General features: G+C 75.8%; 14 protein-coding genes. 8 read left to right on the top strand and 6 right to left on the bottom strand.

What is annotated here, in order from left to right:
- Positions 1-51 precede the first annotated feature (51 nt).
- On the bottom strand, positions 52-579 hold the full coding sequence (locus tag ACF09E_RS04255; protein WP_361862999.1) for a gamma carbonic anhydrase family protein: 528 nt from the start codon (positions 577-579) through the stop codon (positions 52-54).
- 131 nt (positions 580-710) lie between these two features.
- Between ACF09E_RS04255 and ACF09E_RS04250 the strand changes: the two genes are divergently transcribed.
- Together ACF09E_RS04250 and ACF09E_RS04245 are read left to right on the top strand one after the other, a co-directional pair.
- Positions 711-1457: an acyltransferase gene (locus ACF09E_RS04250; RefSeq protein ID WP_392203759.1), complete on the top strand. Its 747-nt coding sequence runs from the start codon at positions 711-713 to the stop codon at positions 1455-1457.
- Between the two features lie 160 nt (positions 1458-1617).
- Complete coding sequence (locus tag ACF09E_RS04245; RefSeq protein ID WP_392203758.1) at positions 1618-2628, top strand: quinone oxidoreductase family protein; 1011 nt, start codon at positions 1618-1620, stop codon at positions 2626-2628.
- A gap of 79 nt (positions 2629-2707) precedes the next feature.
- Here ACF09E_RS04245 and ACF09E_RS04240 read toward each other — a convergent pair whose 3' ends face one another.
- Entirely contained in the window at positions 2708-3571 is an 864-nt protein-coding gene (locus ACF09E_RS04240; protein ID WP_392203757.1) for an EamA family transporter, read from the bottom strand.
- A gap of 105 nt (positions 3572-3676) precedes the next feature.
- Here ACF09E_RS04240 and ACF09E_RS04235 point away from each other — a divergent pair, with 105 nt between their 5' ends.
- Together ACF09E_RS04235 and ACF09E_RS04230 are read left to right on the top strand one after the other, a co-directional pair.
- Positions 3677-4249: a helix-turn-helix domain-containing protein gene (locus tag ACF09E_RS04235; RefSeq protein WP_392203756.1), complete on the top strand. Its 573-nt coding sequence runs from the start codon at positions 3677-3679 to the stop codon at positions 4247-4249.
- A gap of 89 nt (positions 4250-4338) precedes the next feature.
- Positions 4339-4902, top strand: a complete 564-nt coding sequence (locus ACF09E_RS04230; RefSeq protein ID WP_392203755.1) for a YbaK/EbsC family protein — start codon at positions 4339-4341, stop codon at positions 4900-4902.
- Positions 4903-4920: 18 nt separating this feature from the next.
- On the opposite strand, the gene ACF09E_RS04225 is transcribed toward ACF09E_RS04230, so the two are convergent.
- Genes ACF09E_RS04225 through ACF09E_RS04215 form a run of 3 tightly spaced genes read right to left on the bottom strand, consistent with a single transcriptional unit; the run spans position 4921 to position 8435 of the window.
- Complete coding sequence (locus ACF09E_RS04225) at positions 4921-5361, bottom strand: CoA-binding protein (protein WP_392203754.1); 441 nt, start codon at positions 5359-5361, stop codon at positions 4921-4923.
- A gap of 40 nt (positions 5362-5401) precedes the next feature.
- A complete protein-coding gene (locus ACF09E_RS04220; RefSeq protein WP_392203753.1) occupies positions 5402-6907 on the bottom strand; it encodes a carboxylesterase/lipase family protein in 1506 nt (501 codons plus the stop codon).
- Positions 6908-6935: 28 nt separating this feature from the next.
- The gene (locus ACF09E_RS04215) at positions 6936-8435 is read right to left on the bottom strand and encodes a long-chain fatty acid--CoA ligase (RefSeq protein WP_392203870.1); all 1500 of its coding nucleotides are present in this window, start codon (positions 8433-8435) and stop codon (positions 6936-6938) included.
- Positions 8436-8621: 186 nt separating this feature from the next.
- Here ACF09E_RS04215 and ACF09E_RS04210 point away from each other — a divergent pair, with 186 nt between their 5' ends.
- The 4 genes from ACF09E_RS04210 (at position 8622) to ACF09E_RS04195 (ending at position 15019) form a co-directional block, all read left to right on the top strand.
- Positions 8622-9986 (top strand): PucR family transcriptional regulator, encoded by a 1365-nt coding sequence (locus ACF09E_RS04210; protein ID WP_392203752.1) that lies wholly within the window; start codon positions 8622-8624, stop codon positions 9984-9986.
- Positions 9987-10041: 55 nt separating this feature from the next.
- The gene (locus ACF09E_RS04205) at positions 10042-10668 is read left to right on the top strand and encodes a YigZ family protein (RefSeq protein WP_392203751.1); all 627 of its coding nucleotides are present in this window, start codon (positions 10042-10044) and stop codon (positions 10666-10668) included.
- Positions 10669-10805: 137 nt separating this feature from the next.
- Positions 10806-11984 carry an exonuclease SbcCD subunit D gene (locus tag ACF09E_RS04200; RefSeq protein WP_392203750.1) on the top strand — a complete coding sequence of 393 codons (1179 nt, stop codon included), beginning with the start codon at positions 10806-10808 and terminating at the stop codon, positions 11982-11984.
- Entirely contained in the window at positions 11981-15019 is a 3039-nt protein-coding gene (locus ACF09E_RS04195) for an AAA family ATPase (protein WP_392203749.1), read from the top strand. Before ACF09E_RS04200 ends, ACF09E_RS04195 begins: the two co-directional genes overlap by 4 nt.
- On the opposite strand, the gene ACF09E_RS04190 is transcribed toward ACF09E_RS04195, so the two are convergent.
- Positions 15009-15458, bottom strand: coding sequence for an Lrp/AsnC family transcriptional regulator (locus ACF09E_RS04190; protein WP_392203748.1), 450 nt, complete (start codon positions 15456-15458; stop codon positions 15009-15011). The genes ACF09E_RS04195 and ACF09E_RS04190 overlap by 11 nt on opposite strands.
- Positions 15459-15493 lie beyond the last annotated feature (35 nt).

Here is a 15493-nt window from a genome sequence, read left to right as displayed (position 1 = left end):
AGGCACCCGCCGGCGGGTGCCTCCCTCCTCGCGTACCGGACGCCGTGCGGCTCAGTCCCGGAAGGCCTCCGCGTGGCCCTTGGCGAGGTGCAGGTACATCTCGGCGTTGAGCCGGATCCCGGCCTGCTCCTCCTCGGTCAGCGGGCGGCGGACCTTCGCGGGCACGCCCGCGACGAGCGAACCCGGCGGGACCTCCATCCCCTGGGGGACGAGGGCCTGCGCGGCGATCAGGGAACCGGCGCCGATCCGCGCGCCGTTGAGGACGGTCGCGCCCATGCCCACCAGCACGTCGTCCTCGATGACGCAGCCGTGCACCGTCGCGTTGTGGCCCACGGTCACGCGGTCGCCGATCGAGACCGGGAAGCCGGGGTCGACGTGGACCGTGCAGTTGTCCTGGACGTTGGAGTCCTCGCCGATCACGATGGGGCCGCAGTCCGCGCGCAGCACCGCGTGGTACCAGATGCCGGTGCGGGCGCCGAGCGTCACCTCGCCGAGCACCACGGAGGTCGGGGCGGTGAAGGCGGTCGGGTCGATCCGCGGCTCCTTGCCGCCCACTCCCTTGATCAACGCCTCTGTCATGGTTCGCTCCTGATCGTCTGCCGTCGTGTCACGCCCGGGGGTGCCCCCGGCCGCAGCCTATGCCGTGCTCATGACGGACATCACAGCGCACCGCGGTGATCAGGTACGACGGTGCCGACTACGGTGTCCGGGTGCCCAGGAACAGAAACACGTTCTCGTCCCTCGCCGCCTGGCGGCGCCGGATGCTCAACCGCGCCGTGCAGGGCGGCTGGCGCTGGGTGCAGGAGACCGGGTCCGTCACGGCCGAGCATCCCGGGCGGCTGAGGTTCCGCAGGCTCGGCGCGGGCACCCGGCTGGCCTTCCCGCAGGGCACCGTCTTCGGCGAGCGCTGGATCGAGATCGGCGAGTGCTGCATCGTCGCCGAACAGGTCACGCTGACCGCGGGGATGCTGCCGGGCCTCGACCTGGGGGCGGACACGGTCCTGACGCTCGGCGACGGAGTCGTCCTCGGCCGGGGCAGCCATGTGATCGCCGACGCGAAGGTGACCATCGGCTCGGACACGTACTGCGGTCCCTACGTCTACATCACCTCGACCAACCACAGTTACGACGACCCGGACGAGCCGGTCGGCCGCCAGTGGCCCCGCTCGGAGCCGGTCGTCATCGGCCCCGGCTGCTGGCTGGGCACGGGCTCCGTCATCCTGCCCGGCGCGCGCCTCGGACGGAACGTGGTCGTCGCGGCGGGCGCGGTGGTGCGCGGCGAGGTCCCCGACCACTCGGTGGTCGCGGGCGCCCCGGCCCGGGTGGTGCGCAGCTGGGACGCGGAGAAGGGCTGGCAGCCCCCGCTCAGGACCCCGGCGCCCGTCCCGATCCCGGACCACGTCACCGCCGAACAGCTCGCGGCGCTCGCGGCGTGGGAGGTCGAGCAGGCGCGCTAGGGAGTGTCTTGTCGAGCGGGCCAGACCGACCGGCGAGGCGCCCCCTTGTCCCGGAGCCGGCGGCTGAGCTCCCGGCGGGGGCGGCGGATCGGTCCGCCTGCCGGGAATCGGATCGCCGCCGGCGGGGTTGCAGTGCGGGACGACACGACAGGGGAGGGTCATGCGGGCGATTCGGATGGACGAAGTGGGCGGTCCCGAGGTGCTGCGGGAGGCCGAGGTGGACCAGCCGCGGCCGGGTCCGGGCGAGGCGGTCGTGGAGGTCGCCGCGTCGGGGGTCAACTTCCTCGACGTCTACCACCGCGAAGGCCGGTACGGCGTCCCGCTGCCCTTCACCCCGGGCAGTGAGGGCGCCGGCACGGTCGTCGAGGTAGGACCCGGTGTCGCCGACGTCGCGGTCGGGGACCGGGTCGGCTGGGTGGAGGTTCCCGGCTCCTACGCCGAGCGGGCCGTCGTGGACGCCTCCCGGCTGGTGCCGCTGCCCGACGACGTCGACTTCGAGACGGCCGCCGCCGTGCTCCTCCAGGGCATGACCGCGCACTATCTCGTCAAGGACGCCTACCCCGTCCAGGAGGGCGACACGGTGCTCCTGCACGCGGCCGCCGGTGGCATGGGGCTGCTGCTGACCCAGCTCGTCACCCATCTCGGCGGAAGGGTGATCGGCACGACCTCGACCGAGGCGAAGGCCGAGCTGGCGAGGCGTGCCGGGGCCGCCGAGGTGATCCTCCCCTCCGCGGTCGACGACCTCGCGGCCGAGGTGAGGCGGCTCAACGGCGGTCAGGGTGTGCCGGTCGTCTTCGACGGCGTCGGCGCGCACACCTTCGACGCGAGCCTCGCCGCCCTGCGGGCCCGAGGCCGTCTCGTGCTGTTCGGCGCGGCGAGCGGCGCCGTGCCGCCGTTCGATCCGATGCGGCTCGCCCACGGCGGTTCGCTGACCCTGATCCGGCCCAGCCTCGGGGACTTCATCGCCGATCGGTCCGAACTGCTCCGGCGGGCCGCCGATGTGTTCGCGTGGGTGCGCTCCAAGGCGCTCGAGGTCGCCGTGACGGGCCGCTACCCGTTGTCCGAGGCCGCCCGGGCCCACAGCGATCTGGAGGCGCGGCGCACCACCGGCAAGCTGCTCCTCGTCCCCGGCGCGGCCGCCGTCGGGCGCGAAGGGGAGCCGCGGAGCTGATCGCGGGTGCCGAGGTCGTGGATCGCCTAGCCGGGACCCGGGGGTGTCCTGCCGCTCAGGTGGTCGGGCCGGACACCCCCTAGCCGGTCGCCAGCAGCACCGTGCCGACCAGGGCGAGGCCCGCGCCCGCGGCCTGGACGGCTCGGAGGCGTTCCTTGAGGACGGCGTAGGCCGCCAGGGCTGTGACCACCGGGTAGAGGCTGGCCAGGACGGCGGCGACGGTGACCGGGCCCTGCTGGGCCGCGACGGCGTACGTGCCGTTCGCGGCGACGTCGGCGAGGCCGACGAAGGCCAGGGCGGGGAGGGCCGCGCGGACCACCCCGGCCCCGCCCTCGGGCAGGGCCCGGCCTCCGCGCCTCACCGAGGCGTTCAGGGCTCCGCCGCCCACCAGGACGTTGGTGACCCGCTGGACGAAGAGTGCCAGGAACAGGCCGGTGACCGTCGTGGAGGCCTCGGCGATGAGCGCCATCACCGAGCCGAAGCCGAAGGCGGCCACGAGGGTGAGCAGGACCGCCTGGCGCTGGACGGGCGCCCCGCGCAGTTCCGGTCCGCCGGCGAGGACCACACCGAGGACCGCCACGCCGATCCCGGCGAACTGGACGAGGCCCGGGCGGTCGCCGACGAGCAGGCCGACCGAGACGGGGACGACGACGCCGAGCGAGCCGAGCGGGGAGACCACGCCCATCGGGCCCAGGGCGAGCGCCTTGTAGAAGGCGAGCATGGCCGCCGGGCCGACGACGCCCGCCCCCACCGCGTACCAGAGCTGCGGTCCCGCCTCGGTCCAGGCGCCGGTCGCGAGGACGACGGTGCCGAGGACGGCGACGGCGAGGAGCTGGGAGACCACGACGACCGTGAGGGCGGGGATCCGGCGGGTCAGCAGCCCGCCGCCGAAGTCGGCGAGGCCCCAGAGCAGGCTGGTGGCCAGGGCGAACAGGGCGGTCATGGGTCCTCGCAGTCACGGACGGCAGTACAGTGCAGTGAACCATCGGGTGCACCTCACCGTAGTTCAGCATGATGAACTCTGTCATCCAAAATATTGGACGGGAATGTGTCGGACCTCGACCAGCTCACGCAGTCGCTCGCCCGGAACCTGAAGCGCTGGCGCAAGGAGCGGGCCCTCACCCTCGACGCGCTCGCCGCCCGTTCCGGCGTCAGCCGCGGCATGATCATCCAGATCGAGCAGGCCCGGACCAACCCCAGCGTCGGCACGACCGTCAAGCTCGCCGACGCGCTCGGCGTCTCCATCACGACCCTCCTCGACTACGAGCAGGGCCCCCAGGTCCGGATCGTCCCCCCGGACCAGGCCGTCCGCATGTGGTCCACCTCCACCGGCAGCCACACCACCCTGCTGGTCGGCACCGAGGCCCGCGGCCCCCTCGAACTGTGGTCCTGGACCCTCATGCCGGGCGACGGCAGCGCCTCCGACCCGCACCCCGACGGGACGGTCGAACTCCTCAGCGTCACCGCGGGCGTCCTCACCCTGGTCGTCGACGGCGCGGAGCACCGCCTGCCCGCCGGCACCTCCGCCGTCTTCGAGGCCAACACGGGCCACGAGTACCGCAACGACGGCGACGCGCCCGCCGAGATGACGATGGCCGTCTCCATCCCGCCCGTCCGCTGACGGCCCGCACCCCGCCCGCCCGCGGGCCGGACGGCCCGTACGGTGAGACGAAGGCCCGGGCCCGGGCCGGTCGTTGTTAGCGTCGGCGCATGCGCGCACCCATCGGAGACTTCGCCGAGGCCCGTCCCGCCCCCGACTGCCTGGACCTGCTCACCGCCCCCGTCGCCGCCGCGGTCCGGGCCTGGACCGGCCCGGTCCCCGCCGATCGTCTGCTGTACGTGGACACCGACCCGGCCATCGCCGACACCGCCGTCTTCGTCGAGCACCACGGGTCCGACCTCCTGGACGCGTCCGCGAACTGCGTCGTCGTCGCGGGCCGGCGCGGCGAGACGACGACCCTCGCCGCGTGCGTCGTGAAGTCGGCGACACGGGTCGACGTCAACGGCGTCGTGCGCAAGCACCTCGGCGCGCGCAAGGCCTCGTTCGCCCCCATGGACACCGCGACGGGGGAGACCGGCATGGAGTACGGCGGGATCACCCCGATCGGCCTCCCGGCCGACTGGCCCCTCCTCGTGGACGCCGCCGTCCTGGACACCGCATGGGTCCTGGTCGGCAGCGGACGCCGGCGCGGCAAGCTCATCCTGCCGGGCAAGGCCTTCGCCCAGCTCCCGGGCGCGGTCGTGCTGGACGGACTCGGCCTCCCCGTCGCCTGAGAGGCCCCCGCCGCGACCTCAGCCCAGGCGCGGGATCTCGATCGCGGGGCAGCGGTCCATGACCATGTCGAGGCCCGCCGCACGCGTACGGGCGAAGGCGGACTCGTCGACGACGCCCAGCTGGAACCAGACGGCCCGCGCGCCGATCTCCACCGCCTCGTCGGCGATCCCGCCCGCCTGCTCGCTGTTCACGAACACGTCCACCACGTCGACGGGGAACGGGATGTCGGAGAGCGAGGCGTACCCCCGCTCCCCGTGCACGGTCTCCGCCCGGGGGTGCACCGGCACGATCCGCTTCCCGAAGCGCTGCAGGACGGCCGCCACCCCGTAAGCGGCCCGCCGCGTGTTCGTGGAGAGGCCGACCACCGCCCAGGTGTCGCCGGTGGACGTGAGGATCCGCCGTACCGTCTCCTCCTCGGATCGACCGGTCGGACCCGCGGTCTTCGTCTCGACGCCCATCGTGCTCGCTGCCTCTCCTCGGTGTGGCCCTTCCCCCACGTCAACCGGACGTCACCTGCCGTGATTCCCGCCGGCGGACCCGGTCCTCCCAGGCGCGCCGCTCCGCCTCGCGCGGGGCCTCCACCACGGAGGGGAGGCCCGGGCCGAAGGTCATCACCGGACGGCTCCGGTCCCACCGGCGCCAGCCCGGGTCGCCCGTCGCCGCGAAGGACACCCAGGCCGCGTGCATCGCCGCCGCCAGCTCCCGGGGCGCGTCCGGCCCGGTCAGGGCGCGGGTCTCCGGCAGGTCGAGGGTGTCGAAGACGAAGCCGAGTTCCAGCGCGTGACAGGCCCCCAGGTCCAGCACGGGGGAGCGCCAGCCGAACTCGTAGAGGTACGTCCCCGCGTCCGCCCCCGCGCGCAGCCGGGCGTCGGCCAGGGCGTTCAGCGGGACCCGCAGCAGCTTGTCCGTGGCGAGGGCGCCCAGGACCTCGCCCGGCTTCTCCCGCGGACGTCCCGCGCGGTAGACCCGGGCCGTCCGGGACGGCACCTTCGCCTTGCGCAGCAGCAGCCGCTGGACCAGCGGGCCCACCCGGTCCGTGACGCCGCTCGGCACGAACCACAGCCGGTACTCCTCGGTCGTCGTGCCCATCAGCAGGTCCACCGCGGCCGAGGCCCCGTCCGCGAGCGCCTCCGCCGGGTCGCGCGGCACCACGTCGCCGTCCACGGCGATCTGGAACGCGTGCCCGCCGGTCAGCGGCGACCCCTTGCCGGTCACCTCGGTCTGCGCCGCGAGCAGCCGGTCCCGGTCCACCCCTGCGAAGGCCTCCGCCGTGGCCGGCACCCCCAGCCGGGCCGCGATCGCCCGGGTCGTCCGGCGCGCCCGGGCGAGCGGCAGGGCGACGGGCGCCCCGCTCTGCACCACCGCCCGGTGGAACAGCCCCTCCGCGAGCGGGGAGGTGAGCAGGGCCGCCGTGGAGACCGCCCCCGCCGACTCGCCGAAGACCGTCACCCGCCCCGGGTCGCCGCCGAAGGCCGCCACGCAGTCCCGCACCCAGGTCAGCGCGGCGATCTGGTCCCGCAGCCCGAGGTTGGCCGGGGCGTCGGGGAAGACGCCGAACCCCTCGATCCCCAACCGGTAGTTGACCGAGACGAGGACGACCCCGTCCCGGGCGAAGGCGGTGCCGTCGTAGACGGGGACCGCCGAGGAGCCGTGGACGAGCGAGCCGCCGTGGATCCAGACCATCACCGGGAGCCCGGCGCCCGGACCGCCGCCGTCCCAGGGCGCCCACACGTTCAGGTTGAGGCAGCCGTCGCCCGCGACCTCGGGGTCCGGGAGCAGGGCGTCGAGCGGCGGGGCGTACGCGCGCTTGGGCGCGGTCGGCCCGAAGGCCGTGGCCTCCCGTACCCCCTCCCAGGGCTCCACCGGCTCCGGCGGCCGGAACCGCAGCGCGCCGACCGGGGGCCGCGCGTACGGCACGCCCAGGAAGGCGGCCACCCCGTCCGCCGCCGCGCCGCGCAGGGCTCCGTACCGCGTCAGGACCTCGGGTCCGCGATCCGCCGTCACTGCCGCCCTCCCTCGGGTCGTCGGAGCATCAGGCCCGCGGCCCGGCCTGAGCCACCAGCGCGCGCTTCAGGACCTTGCCCGTCGGACCGAGCGGCAGCTCCTCCACGAAGCGGACGATCCGCGGGTACTTGTGCCGGCCGAGTCGCTCGCGCGACCAGTCGACCAGCTCGTCCTCGGAGAGCGCGGCCGCGCCACCGCGGCGCACCACCACCGCGCAGACCTCCTCGCCCTTCGCGTCGTCGGGGACGCCGATCACCGCGACCTCCGAGACCGCGGGGTGCCGCACGAGCACCTCCTCGACCTCGCGCGGGTAGATGTTGAAGCCGCCCCGGATGACCAGGTCCTTCTTCCGGTCCACGATCCGCAGGAAGCCGTCCTCGTCCCGTACGCCCAGGTCACCGGTGCGGAACCAGCCGTCCACCACCGCCGCCGCGGTCGCCTCCGGGTCGTCGAGGTAGCCGGCGAAGACGTTGTGGCCGCGCACCACGACCTCCCCGACCCCGCCGTCCGCGAGCAGCCGGACCGCGTCGTCCACGGCCGCGTCGGCGATGCCGACCTCCACACCCCAGACGGGGTGGCCCACCGTGCCGGGGCGGCGGCCGAGGTGCGGCTGGTTGAAGGTCGCCACCGGCGAGGTCTCCGTCAGGCCGTACCCCTCCAGGACCTGCGTGCGGAACGTCTCCTCGAAGCGCTCCAGGACGGCGACGGGCAGCGCGGCGCCGCCCGACACGGCGGCCCGCAGGCCCTCCGGCCGTACGGCGGAGCCCGCGGCCGCCTCCACCAGCGCGTGGTACATCGTCGGCACGCCCATGAAGACGGTCACGCCCTCGTCGGCCAGCACCCGCAGGGCGGCCGGGCCGCTGAACCGCGGCATCAGCACCAGCGTCGCCCCCTGCCGGAGCGTCCCGTTCATGGCGCAGGTCTGGCCGTAGCTGTGGAACAGCGGCAGACAGCCGAGGACCACGTCCCCCGCGCCCAGCCCGAGCAGGTCCTGCGAGGTCACCGCAGCGTTCATGACGATGTTGAGATGGGTGAGCAGCGCCCCCTTCGGGCGGCCCGTCGTCCCGCTCGTGTAGAGGATCACCGCGGTGTCCGAGGGGTCCGCCGGCTCGGCCGCGAGAGCCGGGCGCGAAGCCGTGGGCGCCCCCTGGAAGGCCCGCACCCCGGCCGCGCGGGCCGCCTCGTCGGCGACGGCCCACAGCGGCCCGCCGCTGACGATGCCCACCGCGCCGCTGTGCTCAAGGACGTACCGCACCTCGTCGGCGACGAGCAGCGCGTGCACCGGGACGACCGTCGCACCGGCGGCGAGCGCCCCGTAGTACACACGCAGGAACTCGATCGTGTTCGGGAGCAGGACGGCCAGCCGGTCGCCCGGCTTCACCCCGGCCTCGCGGAGCCCGGCGGCGCAGCGCAGCGCCTCCGTCCACAGCTCGTCGTAGGTCAGCCGGGTCGCACCCTCCACGACCGCGATCCGGTCGGGGAAGTGACGGGCGGACTCGCCGAGGATGCCGGCGACGCTCAGTGACATGGCACGCTCCAGATACGCGGCGTCGACCACTCCGTCGGCGCTCGGTGACACGGCACAGAATCCGCCGCGACCATGCCCCGGCGCCATGTGCAGACGCACACCATGCGGCGCGTCGAGCTGGGCAGCGGCCCCGCCGTCCCGCCCGGCCCGTGGCATTCGCCAAATCCCGGCGCTACGGTGCGAGCCATGACGCACAGCTCGGACGCCCCCGGAGGGCCCCCGGGGGCGCACTCCGGCTCGGACCGCACCTCCCCGGTGCGCGCGAACGGCGCGGGCGCGCTCCGCCGCTCGCTGGCCACGGCGATGCTCGCCGACCTCGACCGGCTCACCGACCGCGCCGTCGACGACATCCGCGCCCACTCCGGCACGTACGCCTCCGGCGCCCCCGTCACCCGGGAGGACCTCTGGGAGATCTGCCGCGACAACCTGCTGCGGGCCCTGGAGGACTTCGGCGGGCTCGCCGCGACCGGCGGCGACTTCGAGTGGGCGGCCCGCGAGACCGGCCGCCGCCGCGCCGAACAGGGCGTGCCGCTCGACACCGTGCTCCGGGCCTACCGGCGCGGCGGCCGGGTGCTGTGGCAGGTGATGGCCGAGTACCTGAGGGTCCGGGCCGGGCGGGACTCCGACAGCCGGGACGTCGAACTCGACATGGCGAGCGGCGTCTGGGAGACCATCGACCGCTACTCGGTCGCGATGGCCGACGCCTACCGGATCGCCCAGCTGGAACTCCAGAGCCGCCAGGACACCCGGCGCGTCGCCCTCTTCGAGGCGCTGCTCGACGGCCGCGCCGACGACCCCGCCGTCGCGGCCGCCGCCGCGGCCGCGCTCGGCGTCCCCCCGGTCGACCGCTACGTCGTCGTGGTCGCCGCCCAGGACCCGGCCGCCCCGCCGCACCCCACGCCGGCCCTGGAGGCCCGGGGAATGTGGTCGTACTGGCGCCCCCGCTCCGGCCGCTACGCCGGGATCGTCCGGCTGCCGCCGCGCGAGGCGCCCGCCGGCCGGGCCCCGGCGGCCACCCCGCCCGGCGGAGCCGACCCGGCCGTCCGCGCCCTCCTCGCGGCCCTGCGGGAGCGGACCGGGGCGACCGCCGGGGTCTCGCCGGAGTTCGACCGGCTCTCCCGGGCCGGGCGGGCCCTGCGCCTGGCCGAGCAGACCCTGCGCACGCTGCCCGCCGGCAGCGGCGAGGCCGGCGTCTTCGACGACCGGCTCGCCCAGGTGCTCCTCAGCGGGCGCACCGACATCGCCGAACGGATCGTCGCCGTCCACCTCGGTCCGGTGCTCGCCACCGGCGGGGAGCGCGCCGCGCTCCTCACCACCCTGCGCGCCTGGCTCGACCACGGCTGCTCGGCCTCGCGGGCCGCCGACCAGCTCTACTGCCACCGCAACACCGTCCTCAACCGCATCGGCCGCATCGCGGAGCTCACCGGCCGCTCCAGCGAATCCGGCGAGGCCCGGCTGGGCTGGGCCCTCGCCCTGCGCGCCCTGCCCTACGCGGGCCTCGCGACCCCGCCCGAACCGGCCGCCGGGGAGCGCGAGCAGGAGGCCGGCTAGCGGGCCGCCCCGACCGCCGGAGCGGGGCGGCCGGGGCGGAACGTAGGCTGGCCGGATGCAGGAGCAGTACCGCACCCCCGCCCGCGAGGGTGTGCACGAGACCGAGATCAACCGCTCGCGCTTCCTCTGCGCGCTCGCGCCCGTCGCCGACGAGCGGGAGGCGCAGGAGTTCGTCGCGCGCGTCCGCAGGGAGCACCCGGCCGCGAGCCACAACTGCTTCGCGTACGTCCTCGGCGCCGACGCCTCCGTCCAGAGGGCCAGCGACGACGGAGAGCCCGGTGGCACGGCCGGCACCCCGATGCTGCAGATGCTCCTGCGCCGGGAGATGCGGTACGTCGTCGCCGTCGTCACCCGCTACTACGGCGGGGTGAAGCTCGGCGCGGGCGGCCTCATCCGCGCCTACGGCGGTGTGGTCGGCGAGGCCCTCGACGCGCTCGGCACGGTGACCCGGCAGCGCTTCCGGATCGTCACGGTCACCGTCGACCACCAGCGGGCGGGAAAGCTGGAGAACGACCTGCGGGCCACCGGCAGGGCCGTCCGTGACGTGCGCTACAGCGACGCCGTCACGATCGAGATCGGCCTCCCCGACGCGGACGTCCCCGGCTTCCGCGCCTGGCTCGCCGACGCCACCGCGGGCACGGCCTCGTTCGCACTCGGCGGCGAGGCGTACGGCGACGCCTGACCACCGGCCCCCCGCCCGCGGCCTCCCGGCGCCCCGGCCGTACGGCCCCGACCACACCCCCCGGCGGGATAGCGTGGAGGGCGCACAGGTACGGAACAGCGGTGAGGAGCGGGGCACATGCGGGGTGGGACGGCATCGTGAGGCTCCTGCACACCTCGGACTGGCACCTCGGCCGCTCCTTCCACCGCGTCGGCCTCCTCGACGCCCAGGCCGCCTTCCTCGACCACCTCGTCGCGACCGTCCACGCGCACGAGGTCGACGCCGTCCTCGTCGCCGGCGACGTCTACGACCGTGCCGTGCCCCCGCTGTCGGCCGTCGAGCTCTTCGACACCGCGCTGCACCGCCTCGCCGAGGCGGGGGTGCCCACCGTGATGATCTCCGGCAACCACGACTCCGCCCGCCGCCTCGGCGTCGGCGCCGGACTCATGGAGCGCGCCGGCATCCACCTCCGCACCGATCCGGCCGGCGTCGGCACCCCCGTCGTCCTCACCGACGCCCACGGCGACGTCGCGCTCTACGGCCTGCCCTACCTCGAACCGGCCCTCGTCCGCGAACGGCTCGGCGCCGAGCGGGCCGGGCACGAGGCGGTGCTCGCCGCCGCCATGGACCGGGTCCGCGCCGACCTCGCCGCACGGCCCGCCGGCACCCGCTCCGTCGTCCTCGCCCACGCCTTCGTCGCGGGCGGCGCGCCCAGCGACAGCGAGCGGGACATCACCGTCGGCGGCGTCGCGGCCGTCCCCACCGGGGTCTTCGACGGCGTCGACTACGTCGCCCTCGGCCACCTCCACGGCAGCCAGACCGTCACCCCGCGCGTCCGGTACTCCGGATCCCCCCTCGCGTACTCCTTCTCCGAGGCGGACCACCGCAAGACCATGTGGCTCGTCGACCTCGGCCCCACCGGCCCCGACGGCGCGATCACCGCCGCCGAGCGGCTCGACTGCCCCGTCCCGCGCCCCCTCGCCCGGATCCGCGGGCGGCTCGACGACCTCCTCGCCGACCCCGCGCTCGCCCGCCACGAGCAGTCCTGGATCGAGGCCACGCTCACCGACCCGGCACGCCCCGCCGAGCCGATGAGCCGGCTCGCCGCGCGCTTCCCGCACACCCTGAACCTCGTCTTCGACCCCGAGCGGACCGCCGAGGACCCCGACGTCTCCTACGGCCGGCGGCTCCGCGACCGCACCGACCAGCAGATCGCGGAGGACTTCGTGGCCCACGTCCGCGGCGGCACCGCCCTCGACGGCCCCGAGCGGGCCGTCCTCCACGGCGCCTTCGACGACGTCCGGGTCGACACGGCCGAGCGCGAGGGGGGCCGATGAGGCTGCACCGCCTGGAGATCACCGCGTTCGGCCCCTTCGGCAGCACCCAGACCGTCGACTTCGACGCCCTCTCGGCCGCCGGGCTCTTCCTCCTCCACGGGCCCACCGGAGCCGGCAAGACCTCCGTCCTCGACGCGGTCTGCTTCGCCCTCTACGGAAGCGTGCCGGGCGTCCGGCAGACCCCGGGCGCCTCCCTGCGCAGCGACCACGCACCCGTCGGCACCCCCACCGAGGTCGTCCTCGAACTGACCGTGGGGGAGCGGCGCCTGGAGATCACCCGCCGCCCGGCACAGCAGCGCCCCAAGAAGCGCGGCGACGGCTTCACCACCGAGAAGGCCCAGACCTGGCTGCGCGAGTACGACCCCGCCACCCGCGCGTGGAACGGCCTGAGCCGCTCCCACCAGGAGACCGGGGAGGAGATCACCCAGCTCGTCGGCATGAGCCGCGAGCAGTTCTGCCAGGTCGTCCTCCTCCCGCAGGGCGACTTCGCCCGCTTCCTGCGCGCCGACGCCGAGGCCCGCGGCCGGCTCCTGGGCCGCCTCTTCGACACCCGCCGCTTCGCCGCCGTGGAGGAACGGCTCGCCGACCTCCGGCGCGCCGCGCAGCAGCAGGTCGAGGAGGGCGACGAGCGGCTCCTCGCCCTCGCCCACCGGATGGGCCAGGCCGCCGGCGGCCTCGCCGTCGCCCGCACCTCCGTCGACGGACGGCCCGGCGACCCCGGAATCGCCGACGCCGTCCTCACCTGGGCCGCCGTCGCCCGCACGGAGGCACGCGAGACGGTCGACATCGCGCGGGTACGGCTCGACGCGGCCGAGACCCGGCGCGGGACGGCCCGCGCCGCACTCGACGCCGAGAACGACCTGGCCGCCCGGCAGGCCCGGCACGCCGACGCCCTCCGCCGCCACGAGCGGCTCACCGCCCACGCCCCCGAGCGCGACCGGCTCCAGGCCGCCCTCGACCGCAGCCTCAAGGCGGACCGGGTGGCCCCCGCGCTCGGACTGCGGCAGGACGCCGAGCGCGAGCACTCCGCCGCCCACACGGCCCGCGCGCGCTCCCGCGCCCAGCTGCCCCCGGACCTCGCCGACGCCGGAGCCGAGCACCTCGCCGCCCGCGAGCACCGGCTGCGCGCGGAACTCGGCGGACTGGAGGCCGCCCGCCGCGCCGAGCGCCGGGCCGCCGCGGTCGCCGACGAGCGCGCCGCGCTGACCCGCGAGGCCCGCGCCGACGACGACGTCCTCCGCGACGCGGCGGACTGGCTCACCGGCTGGGAACCACGCCGCGCCGCACTCGCCGAGCGCGTCGAGGCCGCCCGCGACGCCGCCGCCCGAGCCGAGCACCTCGCCGGCCGCCTCGAACCCGCCCGCCGCCGTCGCGACGCCGCCCGCCGCCGCGACGCACTCGCCGAGGACACCCGGGCCGCCGAGACGCGCCTCGCCGACGCCCGCGAGCGCCGGAACGCCGCTCACGAGAGCTGGCTCGACGTCAAGTCCCGCCGCCTCGAAGGGATCGCCGCCGAACTCGCGGTCGCCCTCACCCCCGGCGACCCCTGCCAGGTCTGCGGCTCCACCGCCCACCCGGCCCCCGCGCGGACCACCGCCGACCACGTCGACCGCGCCACCGAGGAGGCCGCCTACGCCGCCTACACCGGCGCCGAGGAGACCCGAACGGCCGCCGAGCGCGCGCTCGCCGTCACCCGCGAGTCCTGGTCCACGGCCCGCGCCGAGGCCCAGGCCGGCGCCCCGGACGGCGCGCCCGAGCCCACTGCCGGAGAACTGGCCGACGAGGTCGCCGAGCTGACGGCGCTCCACAACGAGGCGCACGCGCTCGCCGGACAGACCCACAGCGCCCGGGAGACCCTGGCGCGGGCCGATCGCGAGCACGAGGAGCGGGTCGCGGCACAGCGGGAGGCCGAGCGGCGGGTCGCCGCGCGGACCTCGCGGCGCGAGGCCCTGGACCGCGAGCGGCTCGCGCTCGACGAGGAACTCGCCCGGGGCCGCGGCGCGTTCGCCACCGTCGCCGAACACGCTACCCGGCTGGAACGGCGGATCTCCCTCCTCGTCGACGCCACCGGCGCCGTCCGGGCCGCCGAACTCGCCGCCCAGCGCCTCAAGGAGGCCGACGACCGGCTGGCCGACGCCGCCTACCGGGCCGGCTTCGCCACCCCGGCCGAGGCCGCCGCCGCACTCCTGGGCGAGGGCGAGCGCCGCGACCACCAGCAGCGCGTCGACGCCTGGCAGGCCGAGGCCGCCGCCGTCGCGGACCGGCTCGCCGAGCCCGGCACCGCGGCCGCCGCCGCGCTGCCGCCGGCCGACCCGGCAGCGGCCGCCGCCGCCCACACCGCCGCCGAACGCGCCCTGCGCGAGGCGGACGCCGCCCTGGCCGCGGCCCGTGAGCGGGCCGGCGGACTGGCCGGACTCGCCCGGCAGGCCGCGGCCGAGGTCCGCCGCCTCGGCCCGCTCCGCGAGGAGTACGACCGGGTGGCCCGCCTCGCCGCCCTCACCGCCGGAACCTCGGCCGAGAACGAGCGGCGGATGCGCCTGGAGTCGTACGTCCTGGCCGCCCGCCTCGAACAGGTCGCCGCCGCCGCGACCGCCCGGCTCCAGCGGATGTCCGCGGGCCGCTACACCCTCGTCCACTCCGACGCGCGCGCCGGGGGCAAGCGGGCCGGACTCGGCCTGCACGTCGTCGACGCCTGGACCGGGAACGAGCGCGACACGGCCACCCTCTCGGGCGGCGAGACCTTCTTCGCCTCGCTGGCGCTCGCCCTGGGACTCGCCGACGTCGTCACGGACGAGGCGGGCGGCGTACGGCTCGACACCCTCTTCATCGACGAGGGCTTCGGCAGCCTCGACGAGCAGACGCTCGACGAGGTCCTCGACGTCCTGGACTCGCTGCGCGAGCGGGACCGCAGCGTCGGCATCGTCAGCCACGTCGGCGACCTGCGCCGCCGGATCCCGGCCCAGCTGGAGGTGGTCAAGGCGCGGCAGGGCTCGGCCGTGCGGCTGCGCACGGGCGGGGACGGGCTCAGCGGCTGATCGAACGCCGCGGCAGCGGCGAGGAGTAGACCACGCTGGTGGTGACCGAGCCGAGCGTGGAGATCTTCCCGGTGATCTCCTCCAGGTGCCGCATGGACCGCGCGGCGACCTTGAGGACGAAGCAGTCGTCGCCCGTGACGTGGTGCGCCTCCAGGATCTCCGGAGTCGCGTCGAGCAGGTCGTGGAACGGCTTGTAGTTGCCGTGCGGATAGCGCAGCCGTACGAAGGCCAGGATCGGCAGCCCGAGCCGGTCCTGGTCGACGATCGCCGTGTACCCGGAGATCACCCCGGCCTCCTCCAGGCGCCGTACCCGCTCGGTCACCGCGGACGGCGACATCGCCACCGTCCGGGCGAGCTCGGCGAAGCTGGCGCGGCCCTCGGACTGGAGGGCTTCGAGGATGCGCCAGTCGGTGGCGTCCGGGCTGTATGCGGAGGTCATGCCCGAGGCATAGCAGGGGATTCCCCGGCTGATCA

This window comes from Streptomyces sp. NPDC014891, assembly GCF_043081085.1.
Classification (GTDB): domain Bacteria; phylum Actinomycetota; class Actinomycetes; order Streptomycetales; family Streptomycetaceae; genus Streptomyces.
This window is presented reverse-complemented; position numbering and strand designations above follow the sequence as displayed.